Raw genomic sequence first — 19355 nt, forward strand, 5'->3', positions numbered from 1 at the left:
GGCGCGCGCCGCGAGCGGCGGGCTGAACCGGGCCGACCAAGCCATGGGTGACGTCGCGGGCGACCGCTGGACGAACCGTTCACCCGACCTCGGGAGGAGCACCATTCCGCGATGACACTCACCGACACCTACGAGCGGCGCTCGTACGGGCTCTGGCAGAAGCCGCGCAGCGCGGGCCTTTTCGGCCTGCGCTGGGAGGAAACCGTGCTCGGCTTCGCGGTCGTGATCACGGCGCTGATCACCGCGATGGTCGGCGGCTTCCAGTGGGGTGTGATCGTCGGCGGCATCGGTGTCGTCGTGATGGTCCCGCTGGTGTGGCGGACCGGAGGTCGTTCGGGCTACGAGACGGGATTGATGATGTTCAACTGGATGCGCTCGCGCAGTCGTGGCGAGCACGTGTACCGCGGCGGCCGCTTCTCCCGGATCCCCGGCGGCGTCACCCGCCTGCCCGGACTGCTGGCGCCGTCGAAGTTGTACGAGGGCATCGACGCGGGCGGTTACAGCTTCGGCATGATCCACCTCCCGCAGTTCGCCCAGTACACGGTGGTGCTTCGCGCGTGGCCGCAAGGCCACGAGGCGGTGGACCAGCCGGTGATCGACCGCTGGGTCTCGGCGTGGGGCACCTTCCTCGCCTCGGTGGGCCAGACCAGCGACATCGTCGCCGTGGTGCCGGTCATCGACACCGTGCCGGAGACCGGAAACCGTTTGCTCACCGAGGTTTCCACGATCACCAGGCCGGAGGCGCCGGAGCTGGCCCAGCAGGTGATGTACGAGCTGGCCACCGAGCTGCCGCAGGAACGGGTGCAGTTGCTGCCGCGGGTGGCGATCACGTTCAAGGCCACCACCGCCGAGCGCCGCAAGAACCCGGCGGAGGAGGCCGTCGAGATCGGCCGTCGCCTGCCCGGCATCTGCGCCGCGCTGGCGGAAGCCGGCGTGCGCGCCCAGCCGATGTCGGCCGACGAGGTGATCTCCTTCATCCGCCGCAGTTACGACCCCGCTTCGCAGGCCGACCTGGAAGTGGCCGCGGGCGAACCCGAGGGGCACGGCCTCGACTGGGCGGACGCGGGCCCGGTGTCCCATGACGAGAAGTGGGATCACCTGGTGCACGACGGTGGCCGCTCGGTCACCTGGGAGATGGACGCGGCGCCGGAGGGCGCGGTCGACGAGCGGGTGTTGCAGCGGCTGCTCGCGCCGAATCCCGAAGTCCCGCGCAAACGTATCGCGATCGTGTACCGTCCGCACTCAGCCGCCGACGCCGCCGAAATCGTCGACGACGATTTCAAGAACGCGTTGGTGGCCCAACAGAGCGAACGCGGGGTCGTATCCGCGGCGGCGACGCTGCGGGTGGGCGCGACTCAGCAGGCCCGCGAAGAGCAGGCCAGGGGTCACGGTGTGACCCGCTTCGGGGCGCTGGTGACCATCACCGAGCCCCTGCGCGGTGACCTGCCGCGCATCGAAGCCATCACGCGCGACCTGTCGACCCAGGCGCGCTTGAAGATTCGGCGGTGCTACCGCTACCAGGCGGCGGCCTTCGCGGCCTCCCTCGGGTGCGGAGTGATCCTGCCGGAACACGCGACTATTCCGAAGGCACTGGCGGGGTGAGCGATTCATGGCACGGGACTACGAGCCACCCGTACGGGAACGGGACGAGGACGCACGCCGCAGGCGGCTCGAGCAATCCGGCCGGGACGAGTGGGGACAGCGGCCCGAGCGGCGGCGCCCCGCACGGGATTCGGCGCGGGTGAACGGCGAGGACCGGTCGGGCGTGGACGCGTCCGACCGGCGGGCGGCCGAGCGGCGCGCGCGGTCGGGCGTGGGCAGGCCCGACGGCGCGCGCGCCGACCGGGCGCACGCCGAACGGTCTCGCGGCGAGCGGAACTCGCGCATGTCCCGCGACGCGGTCACCGAGCGCATCGCCGCTCGGCCGGATCGCAACGGTGCCAGGAACGGCCGCGTGGCCCGGCCGGCGAAGGTCGACTACACCGCCGACCGCGCCATGGGCGCACCGAACACGGACAAGGCCGCCCGCCGCGCGAAGGCGAAGGCGGATAGGCGCAAGCAGTCCGGGCCACCGCTGCTCGATGACGCCACGCGCGCCAAGCTGGAGATGATCGCCCGGGAGGGCAGTGGCCTGCGGGCGGCGTTCGCGCAGTTCCGTGTCCGCACCGACGACATCCGCCGCCGCAACTACGCCGCGCGCGCGGAGCAGACGATCGAGGACGGTTTCGACCGCAGCACAGCGCAACTCACCGATCGTGGTTACGCGGGCGCGGGCGGCGGCCGGATGAACGTGGTCGGCCGCCCGGTCGAGTACCGCGCCACCACCGCTCAGGTCGCCGGCCTGTGGCCCTGGTCGGTCGGCGCGGGCGCGCCGTTGATCGGCACGCCCCTCGGTTCGCATCTGCACACCGGGGCGCCGGTGTGCTTCGACCCGATGAACTGGTTCATGCGCGGCAGTTTCATCACCGCGCCCAGCCTGTTCGTGCTCGGCCTCAACGGTTTCGGCAAATCCTCGCTGGTTCGCCGGATCGTGCTCGGCGGCATCGCGCAAGGGATCACCCCGTTGATCCTCGCCGACGTGAAACCGGACTACCGCAAGATGGTCGAGCTCGTCGGCGGCCAGGTGATCGACCTGGGTTACGGGCACGGCAAGCTCAACCCGCTGGCGGCGGGCGTTCTCGGTGCGGTCGTTCCACGGCTGGAAGAGTTCCCGGCCCTGCAACTGCAGGTGTTGCAGGACCTGCGGGCACGGCAGGTGACGTTGATCGCGGGCCTGGTCGAACTGGTGCGCGGCGACCGGGTGCGCGACTACGAGGAAACGCTGATCGCCACCGCGCTGCGCATCCTCTACCGGCCGGGTAGCGGATACACGCCGGACAAGCCGCCGATCATGGAGAACCTGCTCGAGGTGATCGTCGGCGGCGGCGAGGAATTGATGCTGGACGCGGGGGCCGACGACCTCGCGGAGTACATGGAAGCGATCAAGGGGCTGCGCCGCTCGCTACGCGCGCTCACCCAGGGGCCGTTCGGCGCCGTCTTCAACGGCCAGACCACGGTGCCGATCGACACCAGCGCGGTCGCGGTGTGCATGGACGTCTCGCACATCCCGACCGGCGACAAGAAGCTCAAGGCCGCCGTCATGCTGGCCTGCTGGGCCGACGGGTTCGCCTCGGTCGAGGCCGCGCACGTGCTCGCCGACGCGAAGCTCGGCCCGCAGCGCTATTTCCAGGTGGTGATGGACGAGCTGTGGCAGGTGCTGGGCCTCGGCGACTTCATGGTCGACCGCGTCGACGAGCTCACCCGATTGCAGCGCGGTATCGCCACCGCGCTGATCATGATCAGCCACACCATCAAGGACCTGCAAGCGCTCGGCTCGGAAGCCGCCATCGCGAAGGCGCTCGGTTTCCTGGAGCGGGCGCGCGCCAAGATCTTCGGCGCGCTTCCCGCCGAGGAGATCAAACGGCTGGACAGCACGGTTCCGTTCACATCGGCCGAGGAGGAGATGGTGACCGGATGGTCCGCACCGCAAGCGCTGACCGGTGAGGCGCTCAAACCGGGACAGCAGCGGCCGTCCCCGCCCGGCACCGGTAAATTCCTGCTGAAGATCGGTGAGGACCGCAGGCCCGGCATCCCGTTCCACATGGAATTCACGCTGTCGGAGAAGGAAAGCGGGATCCACGACACGAACCAGCGCTTCAGCGAGTTCACCGAGTCGACCTCGCGCGGAACGGATTCACCGGGGAGTGCCGCATGATGCCGCACCGGTCCTACCGTCGCGTTTCGCCGGAGGTCCGCCAAGCGGCGGTCGAACAGGTCATCGCCCTGACCGGCAAGCTGCGCAGTGAATCGGAGGCCTGCCGTGTGGTCGCCGAACAGATCGGTGTGCACACCAACTCGGTGCGGAACTGGGTGCGCGCGGCCGAAGGCCCCGGTCTGGAGCGGATGGACGCGACCGCGCTGCGGCGCAAAGTGGCACTGCTGCAACAGCAGTTGGCGGCCGCCGCCGAGATGAACCGCACGTTGGCCGACACTCTCAACGAAGCTCGGCGCCGGACGTGAACCCGGGCTGCGCGCGGCACGATGCCGGAGTGCGGCGATGAGCGGCAAAACGGCGTTGTGGACGGCGCTGGGCGCGGTGCTCGGCCTGATGACCATCGTGCTGGTCATCGTCATGCCCTCCGTGGAGGACGCCTGCGAGGGCGGCTCGGTGCTCGGTTCGCAGTCGGCGCTTCCGCCGCTGGGCGGTTACGCGCCGGGCGATCGGCGCGCCGCCGCGACCACCGGTCCCGGCGCCACACAGACCAACCCGGCCGCGACCGCCACGCCCTCGCTCGCCGCGGGCGTAGGCCCGCTGCGCCGCACGTTGCCGATGGCCACCGGAACCTTCACCGTCTCGGACACCTTCGGCGCGCGGGGCGGCGCGCACAAGGGCGTCGACTTGGCCGCGCCGGACGGTACGCCCATCTTCTCGGTCTCCGACGGCCGCGTCGTCGCCGCCGGTCCGGCGTCGGGATTCGGCAACTGGATCGTCGTCGATTCGGTGGACACCAACGGTCGCTCGTACTCGGCGGTCTACGGCCACATGTGGGACTCCGGCGTGCTGGTCCGGCCGGGCGACACGGTGACCGCGGGGCAGCACATCGGCGCGGTCGGCTCGGCGGGTGAATCCAGCGGCCCCCATCTGCATTTCGAGATCGTTCCGGGCGGCCGGTTCACCGGCGGTCGTCAGATCGACCCGTTGCCCTGGCTGGACGGCGCGCCGACCCCGGACGTCGGCGGTGCGCGCGCCTATTCCAGCGATCCACGCTGCAGCCTCGGCTTCGGCACCGTCGGTGGTGCGCTGGCCGCGGGCAAGGTGCCGCAAGAACTGGAGATCTGGTACCGCCGTGCGGGTTCCCTCTGTCCGCAGATCACGCCCTCGCTGCTGGCCGCGCAGGGCAGGCAGGAGTCCGGTTTCCGGCGCGGGGCGACTTCGCCCGCCGGGGCCCAAGGCTTGGCGCAGTTCCTGCCGACGACCGCGGTGAGCATCGATCCCGACGACGGCAGGCCGTATGTGATCGACGCCGACGGCAACGGCGTGGCCAGTGTGTGGGACGACGGTGACGCGATCATCGGTCAAGGGCGCTATATGTGCGCGATCGCGCACAAGATCCAGCAGTGGCAGGCCGAGGGCAGGGTGCAGGGCGACATCGTCGCGCTGACGCTGGCGGCCTACAACGCGGGCGAGGGCGCGGTCCTGGCGTCCGGCGGCATGCCGAACCAGGTTGCCGCGCATTACGCCGAGACCCAGCCGTATGTGCGCAATATCCTCACGATGGAAGCGCAATACCGAGCGCCGGGTTCGCTCGGCCGGTTCACTCCCGGGCAGGGTTCGGCCGGTGACCAGATCGTCGAGGCCGCGAACGAGTGGCTCGGCACCCCGTACGTCTGGGGCGGTGGCGGGCCGCAGGGGCCGAGCGGCGGGGGATTGGACGGACCGGGGTTGACCGCGGCGGCGGTGTTCGCGGCGTCCTCCGGCGCGGTGACGCTGCCGCGCACAGCCGAACAGCAGTGGGAGGCGGGTGCGGAAGTGCCGATGCGGAAAGCGCAGCCGGGCGATCTGGTGTTCAGCTCGTTCGGTCCCCGTGGGCCTGCGCAGGTCGGCATCTACGTCGGCAACGGTCGGATGATCCAGTCCGTGCCCGGTGCGAACGCCCGCTCGGCGGGCGGCGTTTCGGAAGTCGCGGTGCCAGGGGACGGACGGGCGAGGAGGGTGCTGTGAGCGGTGCCGGGTCCGAACACGCGGCGGCGGGACTGCCGCGACACCCCGCAGTGCGGCTAGCCTGGATGGATAGAGCGAATGCACGCGCGAAACTGGTGGTGATGCTGGTGGTGAGCGTCGCGGTGCTGGGTGCGGCCTGTGGCCGTGCGGACCGCGCGGACACGGGATCCGATGCGGCGCACCCCGCTACGTCCACGCCCCGGTTGCTGGAGGGCGTGCCCGCCCCCGACCCGGTGACCCCCGACGGTGTCGCGGTCGCGGCGCTGCGGGAGATCTACAGCTGGCAACCCGCTACCGAGACCCAGGGCGCTTCGCTGGGCCGGGCGCGGAAGTTTCTCGGCCCCAGCTTGATTCGTATGCTGGATGCGGCGCCGACCGCGGTGGAGACGCCGAAGTCGACGCTGCAGTGGGCGGATTGGGCGAGGGAGGAGGCACGCGTGGAGGCGTTCACGTTCGCGTCCGGTGAGAAGGCGCCCGCCCTCAGCGACCCGAACATCCAGCAGTTCAAGATCGGGATCGAGCAGACCGTCGTCTATCCGGACGGACGCAAGGAGCCGCTGCCGCCCGCGACGGTGATCGCCACCGTCGTGCGCACACCCGACGGCTGGCGGCTCGACGCATTCCGCTGACCACCCGCTTTCCGTACCGGACGGCCGACCCAGGAGGCACACATGGCGAAGAAGAAAAAGGTGACGGATCCGGCCGTACCCGGACCCGACGTCAGCCTGCTACTGACCTACGCCGGCTTCGCGATCTTCGGAACCCTCTGGCTCGCGCTGCATCTGGGCAACATGCTCGCAGGCAGCCCGCAGAAAGTCCCGTTCAATCCGATCGCCATCGCGGCCGATCTGGCGCGGGGCAAGCTGCAATGGCCTGGTGCGGCAACGGCGATCGTGTTGCTGGTGATCCTGAGCGTGGTCGCGTACCTGGTGATCCGCAAAGAGTTGCAGAAGCGCCGGTCCAAGGGCAGGCTGCCGGTGGACGACAAGGCCGACGTGATGGGCAACGGCGGCGCGATCTCGATGCTCACCGAGGCAGGCGTCCGGGAGAAGGCCCAGCAGCTGGGCGTGAGACTCGGCTACGACGACGCTCCCGGCGTGCCGATCGGTGTCGGTGTGGCCGACGGCGTGATGCTCTACGGCTCGTATGAGGATCTGCACCTGGACATCTGGGGTCCGCGCCAGGGCAAGTCGACGTCCCGGGTGATCCCCGCGATCCTCACCGCGATCGGCCCCGTGCTGGCCACCTCGAACAAGCGCGACGTGGTGGACGCGACCCGGGATGTCCGTGAGTCGAAGGGAAGTCCTACCTTCGTCTTCGATCCGCAGGGTGTCGCGGGCGAAGAGCCGACCTGGTTCTGGGATCCGCTGTCCTGGGTGGATGCCAAGCGCGAAGGGTGCGAGATGCGCGCGGCGCGGTTGGCGGGGCACTTCGCCGACGGCGACGACGGCAGCGACAGCAACCACGACGCGTTCTTCGATCCCGAGGCCGAGGATCTGCTGGCCGGACTGTTCCTCGCCGCCGCGGTCGGCGATCGCAACGGCAGCAGGCCGATCGTGCAGGTGTGGGAGTGGGTGACCAATCCGCAGGACACCGAGCCCATCGAGCTCCTGCGCGCCGCCCGCCATCACTACACGGCCTCGGGCCTGTCCTCGCAGTACAACGCCGATCCACGCACCCGCAGCGGCATCTTCGGCACCGCCAAGAAGATGATCCGGTGCCTGAAATTGTCGAATGTGCACCCGTGGATCACCCGTGGCGGCGATCGCAGGGAGTTCGACGAACTGGAGTTCCTGGAGAACAACGGCACGCTCTACAGCTTGTCGCTGGAAGGCCGCGGTTCAGCGGCGCCCTTGGTGAGCGCGCTCACCGAGGCGGTGGTCGATGTGGCAATGCGCAAGGCGTCGCAGTCGGCCGGTGGGCGCTTGGCGATTCCGATGCTCGCGGTGCTCGACGAGGCGGCCAACGTGGTGCGCTGGAAGGACCTGCCCAAGCAGTACAGCCACTTCGGCTCACGCGGCATCGTCGTGATGACGGTGCTGCAATCCTGGGCGCAGGGGGCCCGCTGCTGGGGCGAGAGCGGCATGAACGCCTTGTGGTCGGCGGCGAACATCAAAGTGCTCGGCAGCGGCGTGGACGACACCAAGTTCCTGCAGGAGCGTTCGGACGTGCTCGGCGAATACGACGCGATCTCGCAGTCGGTCTCCGAATCCAAGGGCGGCAAGAGCTATTCGCGCTCGCTGGGCTCGTCCAAGACGTTCTCGGTCAACGCCCTCGCGACGCTGCCGCGTGGCCGGGCCATCCTGTTCCCCTCCGGTGCGCCGCCGGTGCTCATCCGTACGGTGCCTTGGTGGGAGGGTGAGTACGCTGCGGACGTGAAACAGTCCATCTCGCACCATGATCCACAGCGCAAGACGCAGATCGCGGACGTGATCGGTTCGCCGTCGCTGAGCAAGTCGACGCCACCGCCGGAGTATGGCCAAGTCGAGGAGGTCCGGCCGCTGTGACCGAACAGCAGCAGAACATGATCTACGCGAGCGTGGTGGCATTCGTCGAGGAATACCTGAGCGTGGTCTATCGGCGGCAGGTCACCGATCTCAGTGACACGGTGTGGTGCCCCGAATGGTGGCAGCACGCCGAAGCGGTCGCCCGTCTGGACGCGCTGTGGCGCGCGTGGGAGCACTACCGGCAAAACCCGTCGACAGGGTTGAGCGTCTGGTTCCTGGATCATGCCGATCCGCACATGGCGAAATTGTTCGACCCCAAAGGCCCGTTCAAATATTGCAGTGTGCGCAACGGCCACAAGGACATGCTCAGCCCGCTCCCGACGAAATCGCCGCAGCATGGGATGTTCGGCGATCCCACAATGGGGGACTTTTCTACCTAGTCGATCGCACCGCGTGCTCTCGCGGTATAGGCAGTAAGACGAATGCCCGCTGAATGATCCAGCGGGCATTTCGTCCGTCTTCTGCTACCGCGTGCGCTCCAAGCCGCGGGATTCCTGTTCCCGCCCGCCCCTGGTGACCGACGGGGCCTCGCCCGGGCGGGAGCGTACGGCCTCACCCGGCGGTTGTGCCTGCCCTACTTCGATCAGCATCCGTACCGCGGCAAGCTCCGGTGCGACACCCATTTTGGCCAGGTGGGCGGCGATCGCCATGCGGCGTTCCTGGGAGTCGTATTGCAAAGCCGGCTTGGCGGCGGCGTTGGCCGCCATCCGGGATGCCTCGGCTTGCGCGGAGAAGCGGTCCTTCTCCAGCGACACGCCCTTGTCCGCGATCGGCTTCTCGATCAGCCGGGCCAGCTCGGTGTTGCGCGGATCCTTCGCCTTCGCGTCGCGCGCCTCACGCAGCTGCAATTCCTTGGCCTCTTTGAGCCGGGCCTCGGTGAGCTTGACGCGCGCTTCGGCTTCCTTCTGACCACGCTCGCGGGTCCGCAAGGCGACGAGCGTCGCAAGCTGCAACATTGTCCTCATCATGGCCGCGGTTTCCCGGCCGATGTCGTCCAGTTCCTCGGACATGGCTGCTCCCCGATGCTGCAGTGATCACTATGGATGATGTGGTGCTTCGTTACGGACGCCGCCACGCGAACTGTAGTCCCGTGCAGCGGGTCCCGCCTGCAAACGTGGACACCCGGAGAACTTGTGGTGCGGCACTTCCTGTCCGGGGGATCGCCCGGCCGAGGCCGTACTACGCCGCAAGAACTCCTTGTATCGAGATTACCCGACAAAGGTCGGCACAATCGAACGAGCATGCCGGTTTATCAGCATATATCGCACATTTCCGGCGTGTCTCCGGGCGCGCCGGATGATCTTCGAACTGAGGGCACCCTAACCGAAGAAAGGTTCGACTATCCTCGCGTCGGCCGGATGGGGGCGGACACGACTCGGGCCCGCGGCCGGAGAGCGGCGGCGGGCCCGGAGTGCGCGCTCAGCGGTCGATACGCACCGACTGGATCGTGACCGGCTGCTTGGGCTTCCCGTCGCCGGGGCCGTTGGAGTCGTCCTGGCCCAGCTCGGCGATCTTGTCGAGCGTGCCGAGGCTGTTGTCGTCCACGGTGCCGAAGATCGTGTACTGCGGCGGAAGCATCGAATCCGAGTACACGATGAAGAACTGACTGCCGTTGGTTCCCGGGCCCGCGTTGGCCATGGCCAGCACGCCGCGCTTGTACGCGATCGGTTCGGAGGTCGCCGCGGGATCGTTCGGGGCGTACTGATCGGTGGGGTACTCGTTGTCGAATTCGTAACCAGGTCCGCCCATTCCGGTGCCGGTGGGATCGCCGCACTGCAGGACCTTCAGGCCCTCGCCCGCCGTCATGCGGTGGCAGCTGGTGCCGTCGAAGTAGTTCTGTGCCGCCAGGCTGACGAAGCTGTTCACCGTGCACGGCGACTCGGCGTTGTTCAGGGTCAGCCCGATCGGGCCCTGGGTGGTCTCCACGCTGACGCTGACCTTCGCGTCGACGCCGGTGGTGGGGATGCCGTCGGCCTTCGGCTTGCCGACCGGCTTGTCCGCGGGCTTGGCGCTGTCGCGGTAGGCGCAGTCGACCGTCGCGGGCTTGGCCTTCGCGGAGGGCGGCGCGGCCGCGGCGGGGGTACTCGACAGCGAGGCGTCCGCGGCGTCGGAGTTGCTGCCGCTGTCGTCGCCGCGGGTCAAGAAGTACACCCCGGTCACGGCGGCGACCACGAGGACGACACCGAGTACCGATCCGGCGATCGTGAGTTGCTTGCGCTTGCGCGCCCGCTCGGCCCGATTGGCGAGCTGACGTTCCAGCTTGCGTTTCGCCGCTGCTCGTCGCTGTTCGTTGGTCGGCACTACCACGTTCCTCCCGTATCCGGTTACATCGGGATAAGAGTGTGCCATTTCTTTCTGAGACTGCTCCGCAACCTTCCTGAGAGGCGGTTCGGCGAATCGGTTGGACTTGCGGGGCCGTAGTGGTGGAAACTGGAGCATCGTGACCAAGACCAGCAGCTTTTCCGCCCCGAAGGGGGTACCGGACTACGTGCCACCCGGCTCGGCCGAGTTCGTCGCGGTGCGCGACGGCCTGCTCCGCGCCGCCCGACTGGCCGGGTACGGGCATATCGAGCTGCCGGTCTTCGAGGACACGGGCCTGTTCGCCCGCGGGGTCGGCGAGTCCACCGACGTGGTCACCAAGGAGATGTACACCTTCCCCGACCGTGGCGATCGCAGCGTCACGCTGCGCCCCGAGGGGACCGCGGGCGTGATGCGCGCGGTCATCGAACACGGCCTCGACCGGGGCCAGCTGCCGGTGAAGCTGTGCTACGCGGGTCCCTTCTTCCGCTACGAACGCCCGCAAGCCGGCCGGTACCGGCAGTTGCAGCAGGTGGGCATCGAGGCGATCGGCGTCGACGATCCGGCGTTGGACGCCGAGGTCATCGCCATCGCCGATGCCGGATTCCGCGGCCTGGGGCTGGACGGATTCCGGCTCGAGGTCACCTCGCTGGGTGACGAGACCTGCCGCCCGCAGTACCGCGAACTGCTCCAGGAATTCCTCTTCGGGCTCCCGTTGGACGAGGAGACGAAGCGGCGCGCCCAGCTCAACCCGCTGCGCGTGCTGGACGACAAGCGGCCAGAGGTGCGCGCGATAACCGCGGACGCGCCGCTGATGATCGATCACCTGTCGGAGTCGGCCAAGGCGCACTTCGAGCAGGTGCTCGGCCACCTGGAGGCGCTCGGTGTGCCGTATGTGGTGAACCCGCGCATGGTGCGCGGCCTGGACTACTACACCAAGACCACGTTCGAGTTCGTGCACGACGGTCTCGGCGCGCAATCCGGCATCGGCGGCGGCGGTCGCTACGACGGTCTCATGGCCGAACTCGGCGGCCAGCCGCTGTCGGGTATCGGGTTCGGCCTCGGTGTCGACCGCACCATGCTGGCGCTGGCGGCCGAGGGCAGGTCGGCGGACAGCCCGGCGCGCTGCGAGGTCTTCGGCGTGCCGCTGGGCGACGCCGCAAAACAGCGGCTGGTGGTGGTGGCCGCGCAGTTGCGGGCGGCGGGCATCCGGGTGGATCTGGCCTACGGCGGGCGCGGTGTGAAGGGCGCGATGAAGGCGGCCGATCGCTCCGGGGCCAGGTTCACCCTCGTGCTCGGCGATCGTGACCTCGCGGAGAACACCGTCGGGCTCAAGGACATGGCGACCGGTGATCAGCGGCAGATTCCGCTGCCCGAGGTGGTCGGCGTGATCCGGGAGTCGCTGTCCGGGTAGTGCGGTGGCCGGGGCTGTCCGGTTCCGCCGCGCGACCGCCGGGCACGCGATACTGTGCGCCGAACCCGTCGCGGGCGGGGTGCGGGGGCGGTAGCGTGACCGGCGCGCACATCAGCGGCGCCGGAGTCGCGAGAAGGCGGAGTAGTGTCCACGAATTCTGATGACCAGCAGGCGCACGCGCCGGTGGGGCTCGATCTGGTCGCGCCCGAGCTGTACGCGCCGATGTTGCGCCGCCTCGCGCTGGCCGCGTCGGGCATCGGGATCGGCGCGGCGCTGCTGGCCGCGACCGTGGTGAGCTGGCCGATCGCGGCGGCAATCGGCGTCGTCGTCGGCGCGCCCACCGTGGTGTACGCCGTCGCGCTGCGCCGGCGGCGAATGTGGGTGACGGGCACGACGATCCACGCCCGCAGGCTGCTCGGTGAACGACGGGTGGAGATGTCGGCGGCCACCGGGGTCGAGGTCTTGGTGTTCCCGGCCCGGTTGAGCCGGATCGCCCTGCGGGTCACCGCCGGGGAGATCTCGCAGGTCGTTCCGCTGGCCATGTACACCGACGCGGGCAGCGGCCGCGAATTGCATCTGCTGGGTTTGCGCAAACTCGCGGACGCGCTCGCCGCCAGCGAATTGGCCGCGGCCGTAGCGGTTTCCGAGATGCTGGTGCACCAGTTGCGAGCCGAGGCACGCGATGCCGGGCTGGAGGAACGGCCGCTGTACCGCGCGGTGCGACTGGCGCGGGCCAAAGACGTGGTGTCGCCGATCGTGCTGACCGACACCGAGGTCGCCGCGCTCGCCTGACCTACGTCGCCGGAGAACCGGTGCGGGCGGCACGGGTCACTGTCGCGTAGCTCACCGTGCGCCATCGGCGGCGGTGAGAGTGGCTAGGGTGGGCTACAGGAATTCGCCGATCGCAAGGAGTTCGCCGTGAGCACCCCCGCTGGGACCGTGACCGTCACCGTGACCGGAGCCGCGGGTCAGATCGCCTACGGCATGCTGTTCCGGATCGCCTCCGGCGCGATGCTCGGCCCGGACACGCGCGTGCGCCTGCGGCTGCTGGAGGTTCCCGCAGCGGTGGCGTCGCTGGAGGGCGTCGCGATGGAACTGGAGGACGGCGCGTTCCCGCTGCTGGATTCCATCGACATCAGCGACGACCCGTGGATCGGCTTCGCCGGCGCGAGCATCGCCCTGCTCGTCGGCGCGCGGCCGCGCACGGCCGGGATGGAACGCTCGGATCTGCTCGCCGCCAACGGCGCGATCTTCACGGAGCAGGGCGCCGCGATCAACGCCAGCGCCGCGGACGACGTGAAGGTGCTCGTGATCGGCAACCCGGCCAACACCAACGCCTTCATCGCCATGAGCAACGCGCCGGACGTGCCCGCCGAGCGTTTCACCGCCATGACCCGCCTGGACCACAACCGCGCCATCGCGCAACTGGCCGAGAAGACCGGCGCGCCCGCCCCGGCCATCGCGCGGGTCGCCATCTGGGGCAATCACTCGGCGACGCAGTACCCGGATATCGCGCACGCCACCATCGCGGGACGCCCCGCCCTCGATCTGATCGGAGATCCCGCGTGGTTGACCGAGCAGTTCGTGCCCACCGTGCAGCAGCGCGGCACCGCTATCATCCAGGCCCGCGGCGCGTCCTCGGCGGCGAGCGCGGCCAGCGCCGCGATCGACCACATCCACGACTGGGTACACGGCACCCGGGACGGTGACTGGGTTTCGATGGCCGTTCCCTCGGACGGCTCCTACGGCGTGCCCGAAGGTCTGATCAGCTCGTTCCCGGTCACCTGCGCGAACGGTGAGTACACGATCGTGCCCGATCTGACGATCGACGAACTGGCCCGTCCCCGGATCGACGCCTCGGTCGCCGAACTCGAGCAGGAGCGCGACGCCGTCATCGACCTCGGTTTCGCCAAGCGCGCCTGACCGGCTCGCGGACGTCCGCCCGGTCGCCCTATCCGACTGTCCAGGTCTCGGTCCCGGTGAGCAGGGACTGGAGCGATTCGGGGCCGACGGGTTTCTTCTCGCGCGCGGTCTCGGTCTGGTAGCGCACCCCGTCGTCGTAGGTCGGCCGCGAGACGCTGCGGAAGATGCCGGTGACCACATGCTCGAGTCCCTGATCGGACAACCGCGACAGCGCGTAGGCGTACTCCGGGTCGTCGGCGTAGGCGTCGTGCACCACGATGTCGGACTCCGCGACGCTGTCTGTGCGAGCCACCGTGAGCCCGAAACCCCGGCGGACGACGGCGAATTCGCCCTCGGCCCCGAACCGGATCGGTTCGGCGTGGCGCAACGGGATGAGATGGTCCGCGGCGTTCTCCCGGCGCAGCACGTCGAACGAGCCGTCGTTGAAGATCGGGCAGTCCTGCAGGATCTCCACGAACGACGTGCCGCGGTGCTCGGCGGCGGCGCGCAGCACTTCGGTGAGACCCGCGCGATCGGAGTCGAGCGCGCGAGCCGCGAAGGTCGCTTCCGCTCCCAGCGCCACCGACAACGTGTTGAACGGGTGGTCCACCGAGCCCATCGGGGTCGACTTGGTGACCTTGCCCTGCTCCGAGGTCGGTGAGTACTGCCCCTTGGTCAAACCGTAGATCCGGTTGTTGAACAGCAGGATCGTCATGTTCACGTTGCGGCGCAACGCGTGGATGAGGTGATTGCCGCCGATGGACAGCGCGTCGCCGTCACCGGTCACCACCCAGACCGACAGGTCGGGCCTGCTGACCGCCAATCCGGTCGCGATGGCGGGAGCACGACCGTGGATGGAGTGGATACCGTAGGCCTCCAAGTAGTACGGGAAGCGGCTCGAGCAGCCGATTCCGGACACGAACATCAGATTCTCCCTGCGCAATCCGAGTTCTGCGAGGAAGCCGCGCACCGTCGCCAGGATCACGTAGTCGCCACAGCCCGGGCACCAGCGCACCTCTTGATCGGAGGTGAACTCCTTCACCTTCTGCGGCCCGTCCGCGGTCGGCACCCCGGACACACCGGTCAGTCCCAGATCGGTACCGATCAGCGAGGTCTCCACGATGGTCATGCGTTACCCCCAGCGATGCTGTATGCGGCTGCCTCGCCTGCGCTCGGCCCGGCGCAGGGTTGTGGTCGGACGTCGTCCGGCAGCGCTCGATCTGCGGCTGCCTCGCCTGCGCTCGGCCCGGCGCAGGGTTGTGGTCGGACGTCGTCCGGCAGCGCTCGATCTGCGGCTGCCTCGCCTGCGCTCGGCCCGGCGCAGGGTTGTGGTCGGACTTCGTCCGGCAGCGCTCGATGAGTAGCCCGCGCCCGTGCGGCGAAGACCTTGTTCTGTTCCATCTCCTCGATCGACCCGTCCAGCGCCGCGTCGATCACCCCGACCAGTTCCTGGGCGGAGAACGCGGTGCCCGCGATCTTCGTCCACGGCCGCACGTCGACCAGGTACTTCGCCCGCAGCAGCGTGGCCAGCTGGCCGCCGTTCATCTCCGGCGCGACCACGAGGCGATAGCGGCGCAGCACGTCACCGAGATTGGCGGGCAACGGATTCAGATGGCGTAGATGCGCTTGCGCGACCGGGACTCCGCGCCGCCGCGCGCGCCGGCACGCCTCGCCGATCGGGCCGTAGGAACTGCCCCAGCCGATCAGCAGCAGCTCGGCGGCGCCGTCCGGATCGTCGACGGCGAGTTCGGGGACGGCGATGCCATCGATCTTCGCTTGGCGCAGGCGGACCATGAGTTCGTGGTTGGCCGGGTCGTAGGAGATGTTGCCGCTGCCGTCGGCCTTCTCGAGACCGCCGATGCGGTGGGCGCGGCCCTTCGTACCGGGGACGGCCAGCGGTCGGGCGAGCGTGTCGGGATCGCGCGCGTACGGCTGGAACGGGTCGGCGTCGTCGCCGTCCGGTTCGAATCCAGGGTCGATCGGCTCCAGTTCCGCAACCTGCGGAATGGACCACGGTTCGGAGCCGTTGGCGATCGCGCCGTCGGACAGCAGCAGCACCGGGGTGCGGTAGGTCAGGGCGATCCGCGCGGCCTCCACCGCGGTGGCGAAGCAGTCCGCCGGGGAGCGCGGCGCGAGCACCGCCACCGGTGATTCGCCGTTGCGGCCGTAGAGCGCCTGCAACAGGTCGGCCTGTTCGGTCTTGGTGGGCAGTCCGGTCGACGGTCCGCCGCGCTGCACATCGATCACGATCAGCGGCAGCTCCGTCATCACCGCCAGGCCGATGGTCTCGCTCTTGAGCGCGAGTCCGGGGCCCGAAGTGCTGGTGACACCGAGGGCGCCGCCGAGCGAAGCGCCCAGCGCGGCACCGATTCCGGCGATCTCGTCCTCGGCCTGGAAGGTGGTGACGTCGAAGTTCTTGTGCTTGCTCAGCTCGTGCAGGATGTCCGAGGCGGGCGTGATGGGGTAGGTACCAAGGAATACCGGCAGCTTCGCGAGCCGGCCCGCGGTGATCAGGCCGTAGGCGAGCGCGGTGTTGCCGGTGATCTGGCGGTAGGTGCCCGGCGGCAGTTTCGCGGGCGCGATCTCGTAGGTGGTGGCGAAGCTCTCGGTGGTCTCGCCGTAGTTCCAGCCCGCCCGGAACGCCAGGATATTGGCCTCGGCGATGTCCGGCTTGGTGGCGAACTTCTCCCGCATGAACTGCTCGGTGCCGCCGATCGGGCGTCCGTACATCCAGGACAGCAGGCCGAGGGCGAACATGTTCTTCGCACGTTGGGCGTCTTTTTTGCCGACCCCGGTCGATTCGGTCGCGCCCAGCGTGAGCGAGGTCATCGGGACGCGGTGGACCACGAAGTCCGACAGCGTCTCGTCGGCCAGCGGATCGGCGGCGTAGCCGACCTTGGCGAGGGCCCGTTTGGTGAACTCGTCGGTGTTCACGATGACGGTGGCGCCGCGCGGGAGATCCTCCAGGTTCGCCTTGAGCGCGGCGGGGTTCATCGCGACCAGCACGTCGGGCTGGTCACCAGCGGTGAGGATGTCGTAGTCGGCGATCTGGATCTGGAAGGACGAGACGCCCGGCAGGGTGCCCTGCGGCGCCCGGATCTCGGCGGGGAAGCTGGGCTGGGTGGCCAGGTCGTTGCCGAACGCGGCGGCCTCATGGGTGAAGCGATCGCCGGTCAGCTGCATTCCGTCGCCGGAGTCCCCGGCGAACCGAATGACGACCTTTTCCAACTTCGCTGTGCCGACATCGTTTTGGTGTGAAACCATATGCCTGCTTCACTTCCTCGTCGCTGAGAGGTGCCATCGCCAAACTACTCCGTCGAGTGCGGTGCGCGCCCCCGAAGCGCGCGGACCGGTGAGATCCGGCGACGGTGGCGTCAGGCGAACAATGCCAGTTGCGCGGCGGTCGTGTGCGCGGTTTCGGGTCGTGTCTCCGGTTCGGCATGTCGACGCGCCGTCAAACCGTGCTCGGCCAGCAGCGGAGCGACCCGCGCGCGCAGCCAGGCGGAGTACTCCGGCGTCACGTAGGCGCCGCGGCGGTAGAGCTGACGGTACCGGCGCAGCAACGCCGGATGGTGCTCGGCCAGCCAGGACAGGAACCAGCCTCTGGTGCTGCCGCGCAGATGCATGGGGAACGCGACGGCCGACGCCGCCCCGGCCTCGGCGATGGCGCCGAAGATCGCGTCCAGATGTGCCTGTCCGTCCGTGAGACAGGGGATGACCGGGGCGACCAGCACGTTCACCGCGAAGCCCGCGTCGGTGAGCGCGCGAACCAGGTCGAGCCGGGCCCGTGGCGACGGCGTGCCGGGTTCCGGGCTCTGGTGCAGATCCTGATCGAGGATCGCGATGGACACCGCGAGGCTGACCCGCACCTCGCGCGCTGCCGAGGTGAGCAGCGGTAGATCCCGGCGCAGCAAGGTGCCTTTGGTGAGGATGGAGAAGGGGGTGCCGGACTCGGCCAGCGCGCGGATGATGCCCGGCATCAGGCGATAGCGACCCTCGGCGCGCTGGTAGGGATCGGTGTTGGTGCCGAGCGCGACCGGTTCGCGGTGCCAGGACCGCCTGCCGAGTTCCTTGCGCAGCACCGCGGCGACATTGGTCTTCACCACGATCTGCGAGTCGAAGTCGCGGCCCGCGTCCAGGTCCAGATACTCGTGCGTGCCGCGCGCGAAACAGTAGCGGCACGCGTGCGAACAACCGCGCATCGGATTGACGGTCCACTGGAACGGCACGTTCGCGCCCTCGGGCACCCTGTTCAACGCGCTCTTGCACAGCACTTCGTGGAAGGTGATGCCCTCGAACTCCGGCGTCCGCACGGTTCGCACCAGGCCCGCCCGGGACAGCCCGGGCAAGGCACCGTCCTCGGCGTCCAGGGTCTGGCTTTGCCACCGCACCCTCTCAGTCGAACATGTGTTCTAGAAGCTGTCAAGCGATCTGCCGGGTGTCCGGCGGGGTGAGCCGGGCCGGGTCGGCGAAGAAGGTGACCAGATCGCGCACCGTGTCGTCGAGCGAACGCGGCCGGTAGCCGAGTTCGCGTTCCGCCTTCCCGTGGTCGACGACGGGCGCGGAGATGAGCGCGCCGAGCGCCGCCTTGGAGACGATGTCGGAGTTGAACAGCTTGCCGATCGGCGCGAGCACCGGGATGACGCCGGACACGAACCTGGCGGGGATGGCGAACCTCGGCCCCCGCTTGCCGCCGTGGGTCGCGGCGACGCGGCACAATTCGAGCATCGAGATCATCGATCCACCGAGCAGGTAGTTCTCACCCGTGCGGCCGTGCTCTCCGGCCAGTACCAGGCCTTCGGCCACATCGCGCACATCCACGAGGTCGAAGCCCCCGCCGATCATGGCGGGCACGCGCCCGAGCGCCGCGTCCCTGAGCGTCCGGTTGATGCGCGAGAGCGGCTTGCCGAAGTCCAGTGGGCCGAAGACGCCGGTCGGGTTGCACAGCACCGCGTCCAGGCCCTGATCGATCACCTTGCGCAGCGCCACCTCGCCCGCCCACTTCGAGCGGTCGTAGACCGGCAGGCCTGGGTCGGTCGACCGCGGCGCGTTCTCGTCGATCCGGCCACCGCAGCTGTACTGGTCGAACGCGTGGATCGAGCTGGCGTGCACCATCCGCCGCGCGCCGACGGCCAGCGCCGCCTCGGCGACCACGCGCACGCCCTCGGTGTTCACCCGCCAGGCGAGGTCGTTCTTGTCGGCCAGGGTGATCACCGCGACCAGGTGGTAGACCACCTCCGCGCCGTCCAGTGCGGCACGCATGGACGCCGGGTCGAGCACATCGCCCCGCACCCAGGTGATGCCGGGCGCGGCCTGCTCGGCGGGAATCGCCCGATCGATGGCCGTGATCTGGTGGCCGCGCTCGGTGAGGAGGCGGAGCAGATTCGTGCCAAGATAGCCGGCTGCGCCGGTCACTGCGACCTTCATGGGACAGAGAATATAGAACTTGTTCTAATTTGCAACACGTTCCAAT

15 protein-coding genes and 1 pseudogene are annotated in these 19355 nt (G+C 69.1%); 10 read left to right on the forward strand and 6 right to left on the reverse strand.

Annotated features, from left to right (window positions below; translation table 11 throughout):
• Positions 1-111 precede the first annotated feature (111 nt).
• The 7 genes from NG1_RS21570 to NG1_RS21600 all read left to right on the forward strand — a co-directional run bounded on the left by NG1_RS21570 (position 112) and on the right by NG1_RS21600 (position 8648).
• Positions 112-1602 (forward strand): SCO6880 family protein, encoded by a 1491-nt coding sequence (locus NG1_RS21570; RefSeq protein WP_062973526.1) that lies wholly within the window; start codon positions 112-114, stop codon positions 1600-1602.
• A 7-nt stretch (positions 1603-1609) separates the two neighbouring features.
• Positions 1610-3754, forward strand: coding sequence for a putative type IV secretion/conjugal transfer ATPase (locus NG1_RS21575; RefSeq protein WP_084499088.1), 2145 nt, complete (start codon positions 1610-1612; stop codon positions 3752-3754).
• Positions 3751-4059: a transposase gene (locus NG1_RS21580; RefSeq protein ID WP_040867646.1), complete on the forward strand. Its 309-nt coding sequence runs from the start codon at positions 3751-3753 to the stop codon at positions 4057-4059. The genes NG1_RS21575 and NG1_RS21580 overlap by 4 nt, the downstream gene beginning before the upstream one ends.
• A gap of 37 nt (positions 4060-4096) precedes the next feature.
• Positions 4097-5761 carry a peptidoglycan DD-metalloendopeptidase family protein gene (locus tag NG1_RS21585; RefSeq protein ID WP_062973528.1) on the forward strand — a complete coding sequence of 555 codons (1665 nt, stop codon included), beginning with the start codon at positions 4097-4099 and terminating at the stop codon, positions 5759-5761.
• A gap of 65 nt (positions 5762-5826) precedes the next feature.
• Positions 5827-6390: a hypothetical protein gene (locus NG1_RS21590; protein ID WP_062973680.1), complete on the forward strand. Its 564-nt coding sequence runs from the start codon at positions 5827-5829 to the stop codon at positions 6388-6390.
• Between the two features lie 42 nt (positions 6391-6432).
• Positions 6433-8268, forward strand: a complete 1836-nt coding sequence (locus NG1_RS21595) for a type IV secretory system conjugative DNA transfer family protein (RefSeq protein ID WP_062973530.1) — start codon at positions 6433-6435, stop codon at positions 8266-8268.
• Positions 8265-8648, forward strand: coding sequence for a DUF4913 domain-containing protein (locus tag NG1_RS21600; RefSeq protein WP_245659987.1), 384 nt, complete (start codon positions 8265-8267; stop codon positions 8646-8648). The genes NG1_RS21595 and NG1_RS21600 overlap by 4 nt, the downstream gene beginning before the upstream one ends.
• 84 nt (positions 8649-8732) lie before the next feature.
• Here NG1_RS21600 and NG1_RS21605 read toward each other — a convergent pair whose 3' ends face one another.
• Entirely contained in the window at positions 8733-9278 is a 546-nt protein-coding gene (locus tag NG1_RS21605) for a hypothetical protein (protein WP_062973532.1), read from the reverse strand.
• A gap of 409 nt (positions 9279-9687) precedes the next feature.
• Positions 9688-10569 (reverse strand): peptidylprolyl isomerase, encoded by an 882-nt coding sequence (locus NG1_RS21610; protein ID WP_062973534.1) that lies wholly within the window; start codon positions 10567-10569, stop codon positions 9688-9690.
• A gap of 139 nt (positions 10570-10708) precedes the next feature.
• Between NG1_RS21610 and hisS the strand changes: the two genes are divergently transcribed.
• The 3 genes from hisS (at position 10709) to NG1_RS21625 (ending at position 13903) form a co-directional block, all read left to right on the forward strand.
• Positions 10709-11980: a histidine--tRNA ligase gene (gene hisS / locus NG1_RS21615; protein ID WP_062973536.1), complete on the forward strand. Its 1272-nt coding sequence runs from the start codon at positions 10709-10711 to the stop codon at positions 11978-11980.
• A 144-nt stretch (positions 11981-12124) separates the two neighbouring features.
• Positions 12125-12772: a hypothetical protein gene (locus NG1_RS21620; RefSeq protein ID WP_084499089.1), complete on the forward strand. Its 648-nt coding sequence runs from the start codon at positions 12125-12127 to the stop codon at positions 12770-12772.
• Between the two features lie 126 nt (positions 12773-12898).
• The gene (locus NG1_RS21625; RefSeq protein WP_062973538.1) at positions 12899-13903 is read left to right on the forward strand and encodes a malate dehydrogenase; all 1005 of its coding nucleotides are present in this window, start codon (positions 12899-12901) and stop codon (positions 13901-13903) included.
• Between the two features lie 28 nt (positions 13904-13931).
• On the opposite strand, the gene NG1_RS21630 is transcribed toward NG1_RS21625, so the two are convergent.
• The 4 genes and pseudogenes from NG1_RS21630 to NG1_RS21645 form a co-directional block, all read right to left on the reverse strand.
• Complete coding sequence (locus NG1_RS21630) at positions 13932-15011, reverse strand: 2-oxoacid:ferredoxin oxidoreductase subunit beta (protein WP_062973540.1); 1080 nt, start codon at positions 15009-15011, stop codon at positions 13932-13934.
• Positions 15012-15244: 233 nt separating this feature from the next.
• Positions 15245-17146, reverse strand: a pseudogene (locus NG1_RS21635) (2-oxoacid:acceptor oxidoreductase subunit alpha); the annotation flags it as partial.
• A 110-nt stretch (positions 17147-17256) separates the two neighbouring features.
• Positions 17257-18273 (reverse strand): Rv2578c family radical SAM protein, encoded by a 1017-nt coding sequence (locus NG1_RS21640; protein ID WP_062973542.1) that lies wholly within the window; start codon positions 18271-18273, stop codon positions 17257-17259.
• Positions 18274-18304: 31 nt separating this feature from the next.
• Positions 18305-19309 carry an NAD-dependent epimerase/dehydratase family protein gene (locus tag NG1_RS21645; RefSeq protein ID WP_062973544.1) on the reverse strand — a complete coding sequence of 335 codons (1005 nt, stop codon included), beginning with the start codon at positions 19307-19309 and terminating at the stop codon, positions 18305-18307.
• Positions 19310-19355: the final 46 nt, after the last annotated feature.

It is taken from the genome of Nocardia gamkensis NBRC 108242 (assembly GCF_001612985.1).
In the GTDB taxonomy this organism is placed as follows: Bacteria; Actinomycetota; Actinomycetes; order Mycobacteriales; family Mycobacteriaceae; genus Nocardia; species Nocardia gamkensis.

Bases quoted from the DNA above. Each gene is read 5' to 3' on its own strand.
- NG1_RS21645 (WP_062973544.1), bottom strand. From the start codon at position 19,309: ATGAAGGTCGCAGTGACCGGCGCAGCCGGCTATCTTGGCACGAATCTG.
- NG1_RS21570 (WP_062973526.1), top strand. From the start codon at position 112: ATGACACTCACCGACACCTACGAGCGGCGCTCGTACGGGCTCTGGCAG.
- NG1_RS21605 (WP_062973532.1), bottom strand. From the start codon at position 9,278: ATGTCCGAGGAACTGGACGACATCGGCCGGGAAACCGCGGCCATGATG.
- NG1_RS21630 (WP_062973540.1), bottom strand. From the start codon at position 15,011: ATGACCATCGTGGAGACCTCGCTGATCGGTACCGATCTGGGACTGACC.
- NG1_RS21595 (WP_062973530.1), top strand. From the start codon at position 6,433: ATGGCGAAGAAGAAAAAGGTGACGGATCCGGCCGTACCCGGACCCGAC.
- NG1_RS21575 (WP_084499088.1), top strand. From the start codon at position 1,610: ATGGCACGGGACTACGAGCCACCCGTACGGGAACGGGACGAGGACGCA.
- NG1_RS21590 (WP_062973680.1), top strand. From the start codon at position 5,827: ATGGATAGAGCGAATGCACGCGCGAAACTGGTGGTGATGCTGGTGGTG.
- NG1_RS21585 (WP_062973528.1), top strand. From the start codon at position 4,097: ATGAGCGGCAAAACGGCGTTGTGGACGGCGCTGGGCGCGGTGCTCGGC.
- NG1_RS21580 (WP_040867646.1), top strand. From the start codon at position 3,751: ATGATGCCGCACCGGTCCTACCGTCGCGTTTCGCCGGAGGTCCGCCAA.